This window comes from Streptomyces sp. NPDC052016 (assembly GCF_044548445.1).
Taxonomy (GTDB): domain Bacteria; phylum Actinomycetota; class Actinomycetes; order Streptomycetales; family Streptomycetaceae; genus Streptomyces.
The window spans coordinates 73883-89948 of sequence record NZ_JBIUBX010000009.1 but is presented as its reverse complement, the minus strand read 5'-3'; the positions used below and the strand labels follow the sequence as shown (position 1 = coordinate 89948).

Annotated in this window: 15 protein-coding genes and 1 tRNA gene; 10 read left to right on the top strand and 6 right to left on the bottom strand. The window is 70.3% G+C overall.

From position 1 onward, the window contains the following. Positions 1-197: 197 nt before the first annotated feature. From eno to ACIHAR_RS13435, 4 genes are all read left to right on the top strand, one after another. On the top strand, positions 198-1478 hold the full coding sequence (gene eno / locus ACIHAR_RS13450; RefSeq protein ID WP_365466334.1) for a phosphopyruvate hydratase: 1281 nt from the start codon (positions 198-200) through the stop codon (positions 1476-1478). A gap of 99 nt (positions 1479-1577) precedes the next feature. Then, positions 1578-2054: a septum formation initiator family protein gene (locus ACIHAR_RS13445; RefSeq protein WP_365466336.1), complete on the top strand. Its 477-nt coding sequence runs from the start codon at positions 1578-1580 to the stop codon at positions 2052-2054. A 24-nt stretch (positions 2055-2078) separates the two neighbouring features. Beyond that, the gene (locus tag ACIHAR_RS13440; protein WP_365466338.1) at positions 2079-2603 is read left to right on the top strand and encodes a DUF501 domain-containing protein; all 525 of its coding nucleotides are present in this window, start codon (positions 2079-2081) and stop codon (positions 2601-2603) included. A gap of 120 nt (positions 2604-2723) precedes the next feature. Beyond that, positions 2724-3677, top strand: a complete 954-nt coding sequence (locus tag ACIHAR_RS13435) for a Ppx/GppA phosphatase family protein (protein WP_365466340.1) — start codon at positions 2724-2726, stop codon at positions 3675-3677. Between the two features lie 37 nt (positions 3678-3714). On the opposite strand, the gene ACIHAR_RS13430 is transcribed toward ACIHAR_RS13435, so the two are convergent. Continuing rightward, a complete protein-coding gene (locus ACIHAR_RS13430; RefSeq protein ID WP_330140246.1) occupies positions 3715-3984 on the bottom strand; it encodes a type II toxin-antitoxin system RelE/ParE family toxin in 270 nt (89 codons plus the stop codon). Continuing rightward, positions 3981-4253 carry a type II toxin-antitoxin system Phd/YefM family antitoxin gene (locus tag ACIHAR_RS13425; protein ID WP_030739901.1) on the bottom strand — a complete coding sequence of 91 codons (273 nt, stop codon included), beginning with the start codon at positions 4251-4253 and terminating at the stop codon, positions 3981-3983. The genes ACIHAR_RS13430 and ACIHAR_RS13425 overlap by 4 nt, the downstream gene beginning before the upstream one ends. Positions 4254-4802: 549 nt before the next feature. On the opposite strand from ACIHAR_RS13425, the gene ACIHAR_RS13420 reads away from it, so the two are divergent. Further along, positions 4803-6185, top strand: a complete 1383-nt coding sequence (locus ACIHAR_RS13420; RefSeq protein ID WP_365466344.1) for an NAD(P)/FAD-dependent oxidoreductase — start codon at positions 4803-4805, stop codon at positions 6183-6185. Between the two features lie 365 nt (positions 6186-6550). Beyond that, positions 6551-7840 (top strand): class I SAM-dependent methyltransferase, encoded by a 1290-nt coding sequence (locus ACIHAR_RS13415; RefSeq protein WP_400019238.1) that lies wholly within the window; start codon positions 6551-6553, stop codon positions 7838-7840. 54 nt (positions 7841-7894) lie between these two features. On the opposite strand, the gene ACIHAR_RS13410 is transcribed toward ACIHAR_RS13415, so the two are convergent. Together ACIHAR_RS13410 and ACIHAR_RS13405 are read right to left on the bottom strand one after the other, a co-directional pair. Next, positions 7895-10423: an FtsX-like permease family protein gene (locus tag ACIHAR_RS13410; RefSeq protein WP_365466347.1), complete on the bottom strand. Its 2529-nt coding sequence runs from the start codon at positions 10421-10423 to the stop codon at positions 7895-7897. 41 nt (positions 10424-10464) lie between these two features. Further along, the gene (locus ACIHAR_RS13405) at positions 10465-11235 is read right to left on the bottom strand and encodes an ABC transporter ATP-binding protein (protein ID WP_384660272.1); all 771 of its coding nucleotides are present in this window, start codon (positions 11233-11235) and stop codon (positions 10465-10467) included. A gap of 414 nt (positions 11236-11649) precedes the next feature. Between ACIHAR_RS13405 and ACIHAR_RS13400 the strand changes: the two genes are divergently transcribed. From ACIHAR_RS13400 to ACIHAR_RS13390, 3 genes are all read left to right on the top strand, one after another. Then, a tRNA-Leu gene (locus ACIHAR_RS13400) sits at positions 11650-11732 on the top strand. A gap of 202 nt (positions 11733-11934) precedes the next feature. Beyond that, positions 11935-13110 carry a 4-hydroxybenzoate 3-monooxygenase gene (locus ACIHAR_RS13395; protein WP_400019235.1) on the top strand — a complete coding sequence of 392 codons (1176 nt, stop codon included), beginning with the start codon at positions 11935-11937 and terminating at the stop codon, positions 13108-13110. Between the two features lie 214 nt (positions 13111-13324). Then, positions 13325-14245, top strand: coding sequence for a Bax inhibitor-1/YccA family protein (locus ACIHAR_RS13390; protein ID WP_365466353.1), 921 nt, complete (start codon positions 13325-13327; stop codon positions 14243-14245). Between the two features lie 246 nt (positions 14246-14491). Here ACIHAR_RS13390 and ACIHAR_RS13385 read toward each other — a convergent pair whose 3' ends face one another. Next, positions 14492-14719: a DUF4287 domain-containing protein gene (locus ACIHAR_RS13385; RefSeq protein ID WP_365466355.1), complete on the bottom strand. Its 228-nt coding sequence runs from the start codon at positions 14717-14719 to the stop codon at positions 14492-14494. 103 nt (positions 14720-14822) lie between these two features. Between ACIHAR_RS13385 and ACIHAR_RS13380 the strand changes: the two genes are divergently transcribed. Further along, positions 14823-15134 (top strand): hypothetical protein, encoded by a 312-nt coding sequence (locus ACIHAR_RS13380; protein WP_365466356.1) that lies wholly within the window; start codon positions 14823-14825, stop codon positions 15132-15134. A 3-nt stretch (positions 15135-15137) separates the two neighbouring features. Here ACIHAR_RS13380 and ACIHAR_RS13375 read toward each other — a convergent pair whose 3' ends face one another. Next, a complete protein-coding gene (locus tag ACIHAR_RS13375) occupies positions 15138-15929 on the bottom strand; it encodes a hypothetical protein (RefSeq protein ID WP_365466357.1) in 792 nt (263 codons plus the stop codon). Positions 15930-16066: the final 137 nt, after the last annotated feature.

The following is a 16066-nucleotide window of genomic DNA, read 5'->3' as shown; positions in this document are numbered from 1 at the left end:
CGCCTTCTTCTCCGGTGATTCCTCCACCCTCTTTGTTCCGACCGGGAACAATGTGTACGGTCAGTCTGTCCACGGGACGGTCGGTCGGCTGCCGACGGCCCCGGGGCGGTTAGGCTCTAGTCGCAAGGCTCACCCAGGGCCCGTCACGGCCCATGTGCCCCGCACAACCAGCGTCACATCCCAAGAAGGAGATGCTCGTGCCGTCCATCGACGTCGTCGTAGCCCGGGAAATCCTGGACTCCCGAGGCAACCCCACGGTCGAGGTCGAGGTCGGCCTCGACGACGGCAGCACGGGTCGTGCCGCCGTCCCGTCCGGCGCCTCCACCGGCGCCTTCGAGGCCATCGAGCTCCGCGACGGTGACCCCAACCGCTACCAGGGCAAGGGCGTCGAGAAGGCCGTCCTCGCCGTCATCGAGCAGATCGGCCCGGAGCTGGTCGGCTACGACGCCACCGAGCAGCGCCTGATCGACCAGGCCATGTTCGACCTGGACGCCACCGACAACAAGGGCTCCCTCGGCGCCAACGCCATCCTCGGCGTCTCCCTCGCCGTCGCCCACGCCGCCTCCGAGGCCAGCGACCTGCCCCTCTTCCGCTACCTGGGCGGCCCGAACGCGCACCTGCTGCCGGTGCCGATGATGAACATCCTGAACGGCGGCTCGCACGCCGACTCCAACGTGGACATCCAGGAGTTCATGATCGCCCCGATCGGCGCGGAGTCCTTCTCCGAGGCCCTGCGCTGGGGCACCGAGGTCTACCACACCCTCAAGAAGGTCCTGAAGAACAAGGGCCTGTCCACCGGCCTCGGCGACGAGGGCGGCTTCGCCCCGAACCTCGGCTCCAACCGCGAGGCCCTCGACCTCATCCTCGAGGCCATCAAGGAGGCCGGCTACACCCCGGGCGAGCAGATCGCCCTCGCGCTCGACGTCGCCGCCTCCGAGTTCTACAAGGACGGCTCCTACACCTTCGAGGGCAAGGAGCGCTCCGCCGCCGAGATGACCGAGTACTACGCCGAGCTCGTCGAGGCGTACCCGCTCGTCTCCATCGAGGACCCGCTGTTCGAGGACGACTGGGAGGGCTGGAAGACCATCACCGCCAAGCTCGGTGACAAGGTCCAGCTCGTCGGTGACGACCTGTTCGTCACCAACCCCGAGCGCCTCGCCCGCGGCATCGAGGAGGGCGCCGCCAACGCGCTCCTCGTGAAGGTGAACCAGATCGGTTCGCTGACCGAGACGCTGGACGCCGTCGAGCTCGCCCAGCGCAACGGCTTCAAGTGCATGATGTCCCACCGCTCCGGCGAGACCGAGGACGTCACCATCGCCGACCTGGCCGTCGCCACCAACTGCGGCCAGATCAAGACCGGCGCCCCGGCCCGCTCCGAGCGCGTCGCCAAGTACAACCAGCTGCTGCGCATCGAGGAGATCCTCGACGACGCCGCGGTGTACGCCGGCCGCAGCGCCTTCCCGCGCTTCAAGGGCTGATCCGTACAGGGTCACGGCTCAGCCAGTCGTACGTACGTCCCCGTACTCGGTCCCGTACCGTGTGCGGGGACGTACGCGCGTGTGAACGGAGGCTGGAAGATGGCGGTGAAGGACCGGGACCGTTTCTCCACCGCGACCAGGATCCGGTTGATCGGAGAGCAGACGGCGGCCCGTGTCTATCGCTCCCAGACTCGCCGCCAGGCCCGCCGCTCCCGCCTCACCGGCCGTGCGGCCCTGCTCGCGCTCGTCCTGTGCTCGCTCGTCGTGGCCCTGGCCTACCCCATGCGGCAGTACGTCTCCCAGCGCGCCGACATCGCCGATCTGGAGCGTGAGAAGGAGCAGGCGAGGGAGCGGGTGGAGGAACTGCGCGACCTCAAGGCACGCTGGCAGGACGACGCGTACGCCGAGCAGCAGATCCGGCAGCGGCTGCACTACGTGATGCCGGGGGAGACGGCCTTCATCGTCATCGAACCGGACACGGCGAAGCAGGCCCGGTCCGACCTGGGGGCCGCGGACCGCCCCTGGTACTCGAACGTCTGGGACGGGGTCGACAAGTCCGACGCCTCCGACCAGTGAACCGAACCCGATAGAAAGACAGGCATGGAAACGCCCCCGCCGACCACTCCGCGCACCGAGCCCACCGACGCGGACGTCGAGGCCTTCAAGCAGCAGCTCGGGCGCCCGCCGCGCGGCCTGCGCGCGATCGCGCACCGCTGCCCCTGCGGCCAGCCGGACGTGGTGGAGACGGCCCCCCGCCTCCCCGACGGCACCCCCTTCCCGACGCTGTACTACCTGACGTGCCCCAAGGCGAACTCCGCGATCGGCACGCTCGAGGCGAACGGCGTGATGAAGGAGATGACGGAGCGGCTGCAGACCGACCCGGAGCTGGCCGCCGCCTACCGCGCCGCCCACGAGGACTACATCCGGCGCCGGGACGAGATCGAGGAGCTGAAGGGCTTCCCCAGCGCGGGCGGCATGCCGGACCGTGTGAAGTGCCTGCACGTGCTCGTGGCGCACTCCCTGGCCGCCGGACCGGGCGTCAACCCGCTGGGGGACGAGGCGATCGCCATGCTGCCTCCGTGGTGGAGCAAGGGCGCGTGCGTCACGCTCGCCCCGGAAGCCTGACCCCCGGGACGGTGCCGCCCGGGGGCTGCCCCCCGGGACCCCGCCGCTGCCCTGACGGGCCTCGTCCTCGCACGCCGGACGGGCCGACGAACGCCCGCCCCCGACCACAAGGAACCGCTCATGACCCGCGTCGCCGCCGTCGACTGCGGTACGAACTCGATCCGTCTCCTCGTCGCCGACGCCGACCCGGAGACGGGTGAACTGGTCGAACTGGACCGCCGTATGACGATCGTCCGCCTCGGTCAGGGCGTCGACCGGACGGGCCGGCTGGCGCCCGAGGCGCTGGCCCGGACGTTCGCCGCCTGCCGGGAGTACGCGGCCGTCATCAAGGAACACGGCGCCGAACGCCTGCGCTTCGTCGCCACCTCCGCCTCCCGGGACGCCGAGAACCGGGACGAGTTCGTGCGGGGGGTGATGGACATCCTGGGTGTGGAGCCCGAGGTCATCTCCGGCGACCAGGAGGCCGAGTTCTCCTTCACGGGCGCGACGAAGGAGCTGACCGGCCGGGACCACCTGGCCATGCCCTATCTGGTCGTGGACATCGGCGGCGGCTCCACGGAGTTCGTCGTCGGCGAGGACCACGTGCGTGCGGCGCGCTCGGTCGACGTGGGCTGCGTACGGATGACGGAGCGGCACCTGGTCGTCGACGGCGAGGTCACCGACCCGCCGGCCGAGGAGCAGATCGCGGCGATGCGCGCCGACATCGAGGCCGCCCTGGACCTCGCGGAGCGGACCGTGCCGCTGCGCGAGGCGCGGACGCTGGTGGGCCTGGCGGGTTCGGTCACGACGGTCTCGGCGATCGCGCAGGAGCTGCCGGAGTACGACTCCACGGCCATCCACCACTCCCGCGTCTCCCGGGACCGGGTCCGCGAGATCACCGAGTGGCTGCTGCACTCCACCCACGCCGAGCGCGCGGCGGTGCCCTCGATGCACCCGGGACGGGTGGACGTGATCGCCGCCGGGGCCCTCGTCCTGCTGTCGATCATGGAGCGGATCGGCGCGGAGGAGGTCGTGGTGAGCGAGCACGACATCCTCGACGGCATAGCTCACAGCTGCGCCGCCGAGGCGCGCTGAGGGGCACTGTCAGGCGATGCCGGCACCGGGCGGGGCGTCAGAGGTTGCGGTAGACGTCCCGCCGGTCGCCCACCTTGACAACGAGGACGACGAGCTCACCATCGTTGATCTGGTAGGCGACTCTGTAGCTTCCGACCCTGAGCCGGTAGAGCCCGGACGGGCCGGTGAGCTTCTTGACGTCGGCGTCCTGGCGGTACGGGTCGTCACCGAGCGCGGTCAGCGCGGTCAGGATGCGCATGGCGTCGGGGCGGCTGACGGCCCGGAGCTGCCGCTGCGCCGCCGTGGTGAACCGGAAGGCGTACTTCACGCCGCGTCGCCGTTCTGTTCGGTGAACAGGTCCGCCAGCAGTTCCGCCATCGTCACGGTGGGGCCGCCCTCGGCCAGGACCGCTTCGGCTTCGCGCGCCAGCATGACGTCGGCCGCTTCCTCCAGGGCTTCGAAGTCTGCGATCGGGACCACGGCCGCCACGGGGGCGCCGTTGCGCGTGATGACGGTCGGGACACCTTCCTCGGCCCGGTTGATGTGATCGGCGAGGTGCGCGCGGGCTTCCCGTACGGTCACGGTGTTCTCAGTCATGGAGCCAGTGTACGCACCTGCGTGTACACAACGCATGCTCAGGGGGAATCGCGTTCGTGCGCGATCCTCGACGGCATCGCGTGGTCGGTGGCGTAGCTCTCTTTGTTACCGATGGGTAGCACTCCACTGAGCAGTGCGGATAACGTATGAGCACGCTGGAGGGGCCTGTACGGGCCCCTCGGCGGCGCTCCGGCGACATCCGGTCGGAAAAGTTCGTGAAGTTCTTCACAAGGATTTCGGCCCCGTCTGGGTGCGGGGCGGCCCCGGTTGACCCTTCCGGGGGCCCCAGGCCCGTGTGAACATGTTCAAAAGCGGAACGTACGGACCTTTCACGGATCCCGATGCGAGGGTGTTTCGAAGGCCTCACCCAGGCCCTTCCGCCCCGGAGAGGCAGCTCACGCGGCATTGACAACGGGTGGTGTCGATCATGGGTTCCCGTTTCCCGCCATGACGTGGATCACGTGGGTCGCGGAGGATAGCACACCCCCCGCCGAAGCTTGTGAAGGGGCGCACGAGCGACCCCCCTGAGGCGGGTGGATACTCGATGCCATGAGCACCACGGAGCGTCCCAGGATCCTCGTAGTAGGCGGTGGGTACGTAGGCCTGTACGCAGCTCGGCGCATTCTCAAGAAGATGCGCTACGGCGAGGCGACCGTCACGGTCGTCGACCCCCGGTCGTACATGACCTACCAGCCCTTCCTCCCCGAAACCGCCGCCGGCAACATCTCCCCGCGCCACGTCGTCGTCCCGCTGCGACGCGTGCTGCCCAAGGCGGAGGTTCTCACCGGCCGGGTCACCACCATCGACCAGGACCGCAAGGTCGCCACGATCGCCCCGCTGGTCGGCGAGGCGTACGAGCTGCCCTTCGACTACCTGGTCGTCGCGCTCGGCGCGGTCTCCCGCACCTTCCCGATCCCCGGCCTCGCCGAGCAGGGCATCGGCATGAAGGGCATCGAGGAGGCCATCGGCCTGCGCAACCACGTCCTCGAGCAGCTCGACAAGGCCGACTCCACCACCGACGAGGAGATTCGCCGCAAGGCGCTCACCTTCGTCTTCATCGGCGGCGGCTTCGCCGGTGCGGAGACCATCGGCGAGGTCGAGGACATGGCCCGCGACGCGGCCAAGTACTACAAGAACGTGTCCCGCGAGGACATGCGCTTCATCCTCGTCGACGCGGCCGACAAGATCCTCCCGGAGGTCGGCCCCAAGCTCGGCCAGTACGGCAAGGAGCACCTGGAGAGCCGGGGCGTGGAGATCTACCTCTCCACCTCCATGGACTCCTGCGTGGACGGTCACGTGGTCCTGAAGAACGGCCTCGAGGTCGACTCCAACACGATCGTGTGGACGGCCGGCGTCAAGCCGAACCCGGTCCTCGCCCGCTACGGCCTTCCCCTCGGCCCCCGCGGCCACGTCGACTGCGCCCCGACCCTCCAGGTCCAGGGCACCGACTACATCTGGGCCGCGGGCGACAACGCCCAGGTCCCGGACGTCGTCGCCCGCAAGGCCGGCGTCGAGAACGCCTGGTGCCCGCCGAACGCGCAGCACGCCCTGCGCCAGGCGAAGGTCCTCGGCGACAACGTGATCTCCGGCATGCGGGGCTTCCCGCAGAAGGAGTACGCGCACGCCAACAAGGGCGCGGTGGCCGGTCTCGGCCTCCACAAGGGCGTCGCGATGATCGTCATGGGCAAGATGAAGATCAAGCTGCGTGGCCGCCTGGCGTGGTACATGCACCGCGGCTACCACGGCCTCGCGATGCCGACGTGGAACCGCAAGATCCGCGTCTTCGCCGACTGGACGCTCGGCATGTTCCTCAAGCGCGAGGTCGTCGCCCTCGGCGCCCTGGAGTCCCCGCGCGAGGAGTTCTACGAGGCCGCCAAGCCGGCCCCGGTCGCCGCGAAGGCGGAGAAGCCCGAGAAGGCGAAGGCTTCCTGACCTCCGCTCCGTAACGCCCGAAGGGGCCGCCCGCCATCCGTGGTGCGGGCGGCCCCTTCGGGCGTTTCCGGCGGGCTCGGCCCTGCGGGGAGTCAGCCGCCCGAGGGGCGCTCGGGGGCTCGGGGCGGCTCGCGGGAGCTCGGGGGCGGTCGGGCGGAGCCCCGCCGGGGCAGGTGCGGAGGGCCGGAGCGGGGTCCATCTCCGTGGGCGAGGAGGGCGGTTCGGGGCGCGGCCGCTCGGCGGAGCGCGCCCCGCGTCCGGACGGTTTGCCCAGATGTAACGTGCGTGGGGGACTGCGGCCGAGCCCTTCAGGTGTTTACGTGGTGTCAGGACATTCCGGGATCACCCTCACGGAGGTGTGCACCATGGCTGACGCCGCGCCGCGGCTCCATGCCCTCGTCGAACAGTTGCTGGGAGCCCCGTTCGAGTTGCGCATCCGCGCCTGGGACGGTTCGCAGGCGGGCCCGCCCGACGCGCCGGCCCTGGTCGTACGCAACCGGAGGGCCCTGCGCCGCCTCCTGTTCAAACCGGGCGAACTCGGCCTGGCCCGCGCCTGGGTGGCCGGCGACCTGGACGTCGAGGGCGACCTCTACACCGCCCTGGGGCTTCTCTCCGGGCTCATCTGGGAGCGGGACGAGGACGCCCGCACCCTCGCCGAGGCCCTGCGCGACCCCCAGTTCCGTTCGGCGGTCCGCGGTCTGCTGAAGCTCGCCGGACCGCCGCTGCCGCCCGCCCCGCCTCGCGAGGAGGTCCGCCGTACCGGTCACCTCCACACCCGCCGCTCGGACAGACGCGCCATCAGCCACCACTACGACGTCGGCAACGACTTCTACGCGATCGTCCTCGGCCCGTCCATGGTGTACTCCTGCGCCTACTGGGAGTCCCCCGGCAGCACGCTCGAACAGGCTCAGGAGGACAAGCTCGAACTGGTCTGCCGGAAACTGGCGCTGACCTCGGGTCAGCGCCTGCTGGACGTGGGCTGCGGCTGGGGCTCGATGGCGATCCACGCGGCCCGCGAGCACGGCGTGAGCGTCGTCGGCATCACCCTCTCCCAGGAGCAGGCGGCGTACGCCCGCAAGTGCGTCGCGGACGCCGGCCTCACCGACAGGGTGGACATCCGCGTCCAGGACTACCGCGACGTCACCGACGGCCCGTACGACGCGATCTCCTCCATCGGCATGGCGGAGCACGTCGGCGCCGAACGCTACCTGGAGTACGCGAGCCACCTGCACGGCCTCCTCAAGCCGGGCGGCCGCCTGCTCAACCACCAGATCGCCCGTCGTCCCCAGCGCGACGAAACCGAGTACCACGTCGACGAGTTCATCGACGCCTACGTCTTCCCGGACGGCGAACTCGCCCCCCTGGGCACCACCGTCACCCAGCTCGAACGCGCCGGCTTCGAAGTCCGCGACGTGGAGTCGATCCCCGAGCACTACGCCCTCACGCTGCGCCGGTGGGTGACCCGCCTGGAGGCCGACTGGGCGCGCGCGGTCGACCTCACCTCGCCCGGCCGCGCCCGTGTCTGGCGCCTGTACATGGCGGCCTCCGCCCTCGCCTTCGAACGCAACCGCATCGGCGTCAACCAGGTCCTGGCCGTCCGCACCCCGGCCGACGGCGGCTCCGGCATGCCCCTGCGGGCCCGCACCTGGAACTGACGGACGACGAAGGGGCCCCGCCGCTCGTGCGACGGGGCCCCTGCCACTGCCCGCTCACTCCGACTTGATCGCCGCCAGCATGTTCAGCCGGGCCGCCCGCCGCGCCGGCCACAGCGCGGCCAGGACGCCCACCGCGGCGGCCAGCGCCAGGAAGACGGTCATCCGGCCCCACGGCAGGACCAGTTCGTAGGTCGCCATCTTCGTGGCGAGCAGCTCACCGGCCGCCCAGCCGAAGAACACGCCGAGCCCGATGCCGAGCACCCCGCCGAACAGCGAGATGACGAGCGACTCCAGCCGGACCATCCGCTTCACCGACCTGCGGTCCAGCCCGATGGCCCGCAGCATGCCGATCTCCTGCGACCGTTCGAACACCGACATCGCCAGGGTGTTGATGACGCCGAGCACCGCGACGATCACGGCCATCGCGAGCAGGCCGTAGAGCATGTTCAGCATGAGCGTGAACATCTGCGCGATCTCCTCGGAGATGTCCTGCTTGCTCTGGACGCTGATGGCCGGGTTGGAGCCGAGGGCCTTCTCCAGCCTGTCCTTCGTGGCGTCGGACGCGCCGCCGGACGTCTTCACCATGACCTGCATGTCGGTCGGATCGGTCACGTGCGGAGCGAGCGTCGCGTTGTCGAGGAGGATGCCGCTGATCAGCTCGTTGCCCTCGTAGACGCCGGCGACCGTCAGCCGCTGCTTCTTCCCGTCCTCGTACGCCACGGTGAAGGACGAACCGGCCTTCCAGCCCAGGGACTCGGCCCTGTCCCGGTCGACGACGACGTCCGTGCCACCGACCTTGAAGGAGCCGTTGTCGATCGGCAGGTCGGTGAGCTCGCCGATCACGGAGCCGTTGACACCGGTCAGGTACTCCGTCTGCCCGTCGACGCGGGAGGGCGCGTTGCGCAGCGGGCTGGTGGCGGTCACCCCGTCGGTGGCACGCAGCTTCTCGTCGACGTCGGGGGAGAGCTCGTTGCCGTTCGCCATCGACACGACGTAGTCGGCGCTGATCGCGGAGGACGCCATCTTGTCGATGGACTTCTGCAGGCTGCCCGCCATCACCGTCATGCCGGTGATCAGGGTGAGCCCGATCATCAGCGCGGAGGCGGTGGCCGCCGTGCGGCGCGGGTTGCGCACCGAGTTCTGCCGGGCCAGCTTGCCGGAGACCCCGAAGATCCGCAGGACGGGAGCGGCGGCGGCGATCAGCGGGCGGGACAGCAGCGGGGTCAGGACGAACACGCCGATGATCAGGAGCACCGCGCCGAGGCCCATGGGGGCCTGGCCGTCGGAGCCGTCCATCGTCGTCGCGGCCAGGACCACGGCCACGCCGGCCGCCGAGAACAGCGCGCCGATCGTGTTGCGCAGCACCAGCGACCTGGTGGTCGCCTGGGCGTGCACGCTGCTCATCGCCGCCACCGGCGGGATCTTCGCGGCCCGGCGCCCGGGCAGCCAGGCCGCCAGCATGGTGATGACGACGCCGACGGCCAGTGCGGTCGCGACGGTGCCGGGCGAGATCACCAGCGGCCCGTCGGGCACGGTCGCGCCGAGGGTGCCCATCAGCGACCGCAGCCCGGCGCCGATGCCGATACCCGCGACCAGACCGGTGCCGCCGGCCACCGTGCCGACCACGAACGCCTCGATCAGCACCGACCGGGTCACCTGCCGGCGGGAGGCGCCGACCGCCCGCAGCAGCGCAAGCTCCTTGGTGCGCTGGGCGACCAGCATGGTGAAGGTGTTGGCGATGATGAACGTGCCGACGAAGAGCGCGATGCCGGCGAAGACCAGCAGGCCCTGCTTCAGCCCGCTCATCTGGGACGAGATCAGTTCCGCCTGCTCGTCGGCGAGTTCGCGCCCGGTGGTGGTCTCGACGAGGTCCGCGGGCAGGGCCTTGTCCAGGGCGGCCTTCAGCGCGCTCTGCGAGGTGCCGGCGGCGGCGCGCACGTCGATCTGGTCGTAGGTGCCGGTCTTGCCGAAGAGCTTCTGCGCGGTGGCCGTGTCGAAGAGGGCGAGGCTGCCGCCGGCGGCGACGTTGCCGTCGTCGGTGGTGAAGACGCCGGTGATCTTCGGCGTGAGCACGGGTCCGTCGACGGACATGCGGATGGTGTCGCCGACCTCGTAGCCCGCGCGCCGGGCGGTCTCGGAGTCGATGACGACCTGGCCGGCGCCGTGCGGCGCGGAGCCGTCCTTCAGCGGGTACCGGGGATCCTTGTCGCCCCAGTAGTTGCCGCCCTGCGACTGGAAGCCGCCGCCGATCAGCTTGCCGTCCTTGTCGGCGAGGGCCGTGAATCCGTTGACGACGCCGATCGCGGCGGCGGCGCCGGGCACCCTGCCGCTCTCCTCCAGCAGGTCCTGGGTCAGCTCGGCCGTCCTTCCGACCTGGTCGCCCTCGCTTTCCTGGTACTCGGGCCGGACGGCGACGTCGACCTGGTCGAAGCCCTTGGCTGAGCTCTTCTGGTAGGCGTCGGAGATGGTGTTGGTGAAGACCAGGGTCCCCGACACGAAGGCCACGCCGAGCATCACGGCGAGCACGGTCATCAGGAGCCGGGCCTTGTGCGCGAGGACGTTGCGCAAGGCGGTACGGAACATGGTGTTTCTACTCCGAGGTTCTTGACCGGGTGTCAGCCGTGTCAGCTGGTGCGGCCCTTGGCGTCGAACTGCTTCATCCGGTCCAGGACCGAGTCCGCGGTCGGCCCGTACACCTCGTCGACGATCCGGCCGTCCGCGAGGAACACCACCCGGTCCGCGTACGCGGCGGCCACCGGGTCGTGGGTGACCATCACCACCGTCTGGCCCAGCTCCCGCACGGAGTTGCGCAGGAAGCCCAGCACCTCGGCGCCCGAGCGGGAGTCGAGGTTCCCGGTCGGCTCGTCACCGAAGATGATGTCCGGCTTGGAGGCCAGGGCGCGGGCGACGGCGACGCGCTGCTGCTGGCCGCCGGAGAGCTGCGAGGGCCGGTGACCGAGCCGGTCGGCGAGGCCGACCATCCGGATGACGGTGTCCAGCCACTGCTTGTCCACCTTGCGCCCGGCGATGTCCATCGGAAGGGTGATGTTCTCCAGTGCCGTCAGGGTGGGCAGCAGGTTGAACGCCTGGAAGATGAAGCCGATCTTGTCCCGGCGCAACTTGGTGAGCTGCTTGTCCTTCAGCGAGCCCAGTTCGGTGTCGCCGATGCGCACGGAGCCGGAGGAGAAGGTGTCGAGACCGGCCACGCAGTGCATGAGCGTCGACTTGCCGGAGCCGGAGGGGCCCATGATGGCCGTGAACTCGGCCTGCCGGAAGTCGACGGAGACCCGGTCCAGGGCGACCACCTGGGTCTCGCCCTGTCCGTAGATCTTCGACAGGTCCGTGGCGCGTGCGGCCACGGCGGTGGTCCGGTCGGCGAGAGGGGTGGTCGGCACGGGGTGACTCCTGTCGGGACGACGTCGTTGGTTCGAGGGGTGTGAACCATCGTCCTGGCCGCCCGTCGTCGTGTAGTCAGCCGCTGTTCCGGTTCCGAAGGCAGACTTCGGACGGACCGCGGACCGCCGTGTCATACCAGGGGATGACACCCGACCCCGAGAGGTTCTGTGGGAGACCGTTTGTCAGGAACCGTCGAGAACCGGTGGAGCAACCTCGTTCGGGCGGTGAAATTCCGTCATTCCGTATGCGCCGTCGCCCGTCGCACGCGAGCCTACTGGCAGGTGCGGATGGCGGGTCCCGTCGGCTGATGCTCCCTCAGACGTCAATAAAATAAGACAACATCGGGTCACTCTTCCGCTGTTCGAGGGACGCGCCCCGATAGGGTCGGAACCTCGATGCGGAGCCCATGGCCTGCCCGGATGGTGGAATGCAGACACGGCGAGCTTAAACCTCGCTGCCCCTCGCGGGCGTACCGGTTCAAGTCCGGTTCCGGGCACACTCCCACGCCTCTTCTTCGCTGCACCCTCCATTGAGGCCTTGACGGTCTCCACGCCGAACCGTTGACACGTGGTGAAAGCGGGCGCAGACTCACGTCCGGCATTGGTGAAAAAAACTTCACCATGCGAACCCGCCTACCGGAACCCCACCTCGTCACCACGGACCTCGCGGCAATGACGCCCGTCTGAAGGGAACGCCCGATGCGCACCACTGTCGGCATCATCGGCGCCGGCCCCGCCGGCCTCCTCCTCGCCCGCCTCCTGCACAACGCCGGCATCGACTCCGTCGTCCTGGAGAGCCGCGACCGCGCCTACGTCGAGCAGCGCCAGCGCGCCGGAATCCTGGAGCAGGGCACGGTCGACGTGCTGCGCGCGGCCGGCTCCGGCGAGCGCATGGACCGCGAGGGGCTGCGCCACGACGGCATCGAGCTGCGGTTCGCGCGCCGCCGCCACCGGGTCGACTTCCCCGCCCTCACCGGCGGCCGGTCGGTGATGGTCTACGCCCAGACCGAGGTCTGCAAGGACCTCATCGCGCTCCAGCTGAAGGAGGGCGGCCCGCTGCTCTTCGAGGCGGAGGCGCTCGCCGTCGAGGGGGCCGAAACCGACCGTCCCCGCGTCCGCTTCCGGCACGAGGGCCGCGAGGACGTCCTGGAGTGCGACTACGTCGTCGGCTGCGACGGCTTCTGGGGCGTCTCCCGCAAGGCGATACCCGCCGAGCTGACCCGGGTGTTCGAACGGACGTACCCGTTCGGCTGGCTCGGCGTCCTCGCGGACGTGCCGCCCTCGCACGACGAGCTGGTCTACGCCCGCCACGACCGCGGCTTCGCCCTGCTGTCCATGCGCTCCCCGTCCGTCTCCCGCCTCTACCTCCAGGTGCCCGAGGGCACGGACGCCGAGGCCTGGGGCGACGAGGAGATCTGGGACGAGCTGGAGCGCCGGTTCGAGACGGACGACGACTGGCGGCTGGAGCGCGGTCCGATCACCCAGAAGTCGGTCACTCCCATGCGGTCCTACGTCCACGAGCCCATGCGGCACGGCCGCCTCTTCCTGGCCGGTGACGCCGCCCACATCGTGCCGCCGACCGGTGCGAAGGGCCTGAACCTGGCCGTCGGCGACGTCGTCACCTTCGCGCGGGCCCTGACCCACGAGGGGCAGACAGGTTCGCCGGAGCTGCTCGACGCCTACTCGCAGACCTGTCTGCGCCGCGTGTGGCAGGCCGAGCGGTTCAGCTGCGACATGACGACCCTCCTGCACCCGGCCGCGGACGCCACCCCCTTCGAGGACCGTCTCCAGCTCGCCCGACTGGAGCGCGTCGCCTCCTCCCGGGCCGCGGAGACCGACCTGGCCGAGGGGTACACGGGCTTCTCCTTCGGCTGACGCGCGGCCGCCCGTGGCCAGGTGATCTCCGGAAGGTCCCGGGCATGTACCGGGTCGGTCATGAATGAGGCCCTCCGGTGCCGGGAATCAGGGAGGCACGTAGCGTGTTGCGCAGCACGACGAGGGAAAGATCCTCCCCAAGCACTAGGGTCAATCCTTTGCCTACCTATTACTCTTGAGCCAAGGCCGCGCTGTGCAGCCATGGAGGAGTGAAATGAGGAGCAGAAACCCGGTCTTCTCGCGACGGGGGTTCAGCCGCGACAACGGCTACGCGGGCTTCAACGCCGCGCCGCAGGCCGGGGGTCCCGCTGTCGGTACGCAGCAGGGCAACCCGTACGCGCAGGGCGCCAACCCGTACGCCCAGCCGGCCGGCAACCCCTACGCGCAGAACCCTTACGCCCAGCAGGACGTGCAGTACGGCGCCCCGCAGGCCCCGGTCACCACCGCCCCCGGTGCGATGACCATGGACGACGTGGTCGCGCGCACCGCGACGACGCTCGGCACCGTGGTCGTGACCGCCGTCCTGTCCTGGCTGCTGCTGCCCGTCGACGAGGCCAACCTCGGCAGGTCCTACGGCATCGCCGTCGGCGCCGGTCTGGTCGCGATGGTGCTGGCGCTCGTCCAGTCCTTCAAGCGCCGCCCGGCGCCCGCGCTGATCCTGTCGTACGCCGCCCTCGAGGGCGTCTTCCTCGGCGTGATCTCCAGCGCGGTGTCCACGTACATCGCGGACGGGGTCGTCGCCCAGGCGGTCCTCGGCACCATGGCGGTCTTCGCCGGTGTGCTGGTGGCCTACAAGGCGGGCTGGATCCGCGTCAACCGCCGCTTCTACGGCTTCGTGATGGCGGCCGCGCTCGGCTTCGTCCTGCTGATGGCCGTGAACCTGCTGTTCACCGTCTTCGGCGGCGGTGACGGCCTCGGCTTCCGCAGCGGCGCCCTCGGCATCGTGTTCGGTGTCATCGGCATCATCCTCGGCGCCTGCTTCCTCGCCCTGGACTTCAAGCAGGTCGAGGACGGCATCGCCTACGGCGCGCCGCGCGAGGAGGCCTGGCTCGCCGCCTTCGGCCTCACGCTGACGCTGGTGTGGATCTACATGGAGTTCCTGCGACTCCTCGCGATCCTGAACAGCGACGACTGACGGGTCCGACGCACCCCACGAGGCGCCCGGCCGGAGCATTCCGGCCGGGCGCCTCGTGTTGTCCCCGTCCGTCTCCGCCCGCCGTCAGGCGGCGCATCCGCAGCGAAAGGCGGACCGGCGTCACCACCGGCCGCCGCATGCGCGTGGGGTCCGTCCCGGAGCGTCCGGGACGGACCCCACGCGTGCGTGCGCGGCGCTGCCGTCCCGCAGCCTGCCGGTCACTCGCGTGTCAGAGCGGCTGGTGTCTCAGAGCAGCTTGCGCGCGGCCCTCCTCAGGTCGTACTCGTGGATGATCGCCTTGGCGTGGCCGTACGCGAGGTTGTGCTCGTGGCGCAGCCAGCTGACCTTCTCCTCGAAGCGGAGAGCGGGGCCTTCGTCGACGGTCCGCAACCAGTCGGCGATGTCACGACCGGTGCAGTGGGGGATGCGGGCGAGCAGGTTGCGATGGGTCTCCTCGGAGAAGACTTGGGACATCGGCGCCTCCGAACGCAATGGGCTGTAAGCCGGTCCTTCAGGTCACGGTGCCTGAGCGTTCGCCCGTTGGCAACAGTCTCGGTACGGCGCGTACGCTCACCGCGTGGTTGATACGACGCCTCTGTCCCGTGCTGTGGATCACTTCGCCGATCGCCTGAGGGCGGCGCCCCAGAGCCGGTTGCAGCGGGGCGCTGCCGCCGAGGCCCTGGAACTGGCCAGGGAAATGGCCCGATGGGCGCAGCGCATCGAGGAGCCGGGGACCGAGCCCCGGGAGATGCCCGACGCCGGGATGTTCGCCGCCGCCGACCAGATCACCGTCGCCGGGCACGACCTGGAGGTGGCGCTGAGGAGCGAGGACGAGGTCGCCGAGGCGGTCGTCCTGGTGGAGGAGGCGCGGAAACGGGCGGGCGTCTGACCGTCAGAGGCTCGCGATGACCCGGTCCGCCAGGATGTAGACGTTCTCCTCGCCGCAGGCGAAGGTCAGGGTGTACGCGCCCGAGATGCCGGAGCCGCCCAGCAGGTACGGGGTCTCGCCGGCCGTGAGGGCCGTGGCCAGGCGTTCGGCCGTCTCCCGGTGGCCCGGGGTCATGCAGAGGGTGGTGCCGTCGGCGAAGACGTAGACGTCGAGGGTGCCGAGCGGGCCCGGGCGGACGTCGGTGAGTTCGGTGCGGGAGGCGGCGAGCTCCTCGAGCGTGGTCACCGTGCGTTCGTGGTCGCCCGCCAAGGGCGACTGGACCGGGACGAAGTCCGGGTGGGAGGGGTGGCGGCGGCGGGCCGCGGCCAGCTCCGGGGACTCCCCGGCGAACTCGTCGGCGTCGACGGTCGGCTCGGTCACCGGCTCCAGCGGCTCCATGCCCACGAAGTCGGCCTGGCGGGGCAGGAACAGCTCGCTGTCCGGCAGGCCCAGCAGGGAGGGTGCGTCGGAGGCGTCACGCGCCTCCTGGGCGGCCCAGAACGCGCGCGCCTCGGCCAGTTCCCGCTCCCGCTCCTCGGCGAGCGCCTCGGCCACCGCGGCCCGTATCTCATCGGCGTCGGACGCGGTGCGGGCGGCCGGGACCAGGCCGGGCGTGCCGAAGGCGTGCCGCTCGGTGAGTTCGGCGCGCAGGGCCGCGACCTGACGGCGCAGCTGCACGAGGGTGCGCAGGACGGCGAGGCCCACGGCGCCCGTGGCGGCCGTGGTGACCAGCAAGGCGATCGGCATGGCGCTCACTGACGTACTCCCGGTTCAAGGTCGACCCCCGACTTCCTACATCAGCTTGAAGGGTGGACCATCCAGCTGTCAGTGCGTAACGTCACGAAACGGACAGGACTTTGGGTCCGGCGTTCGATGGTGAAACGGCTCTGAGC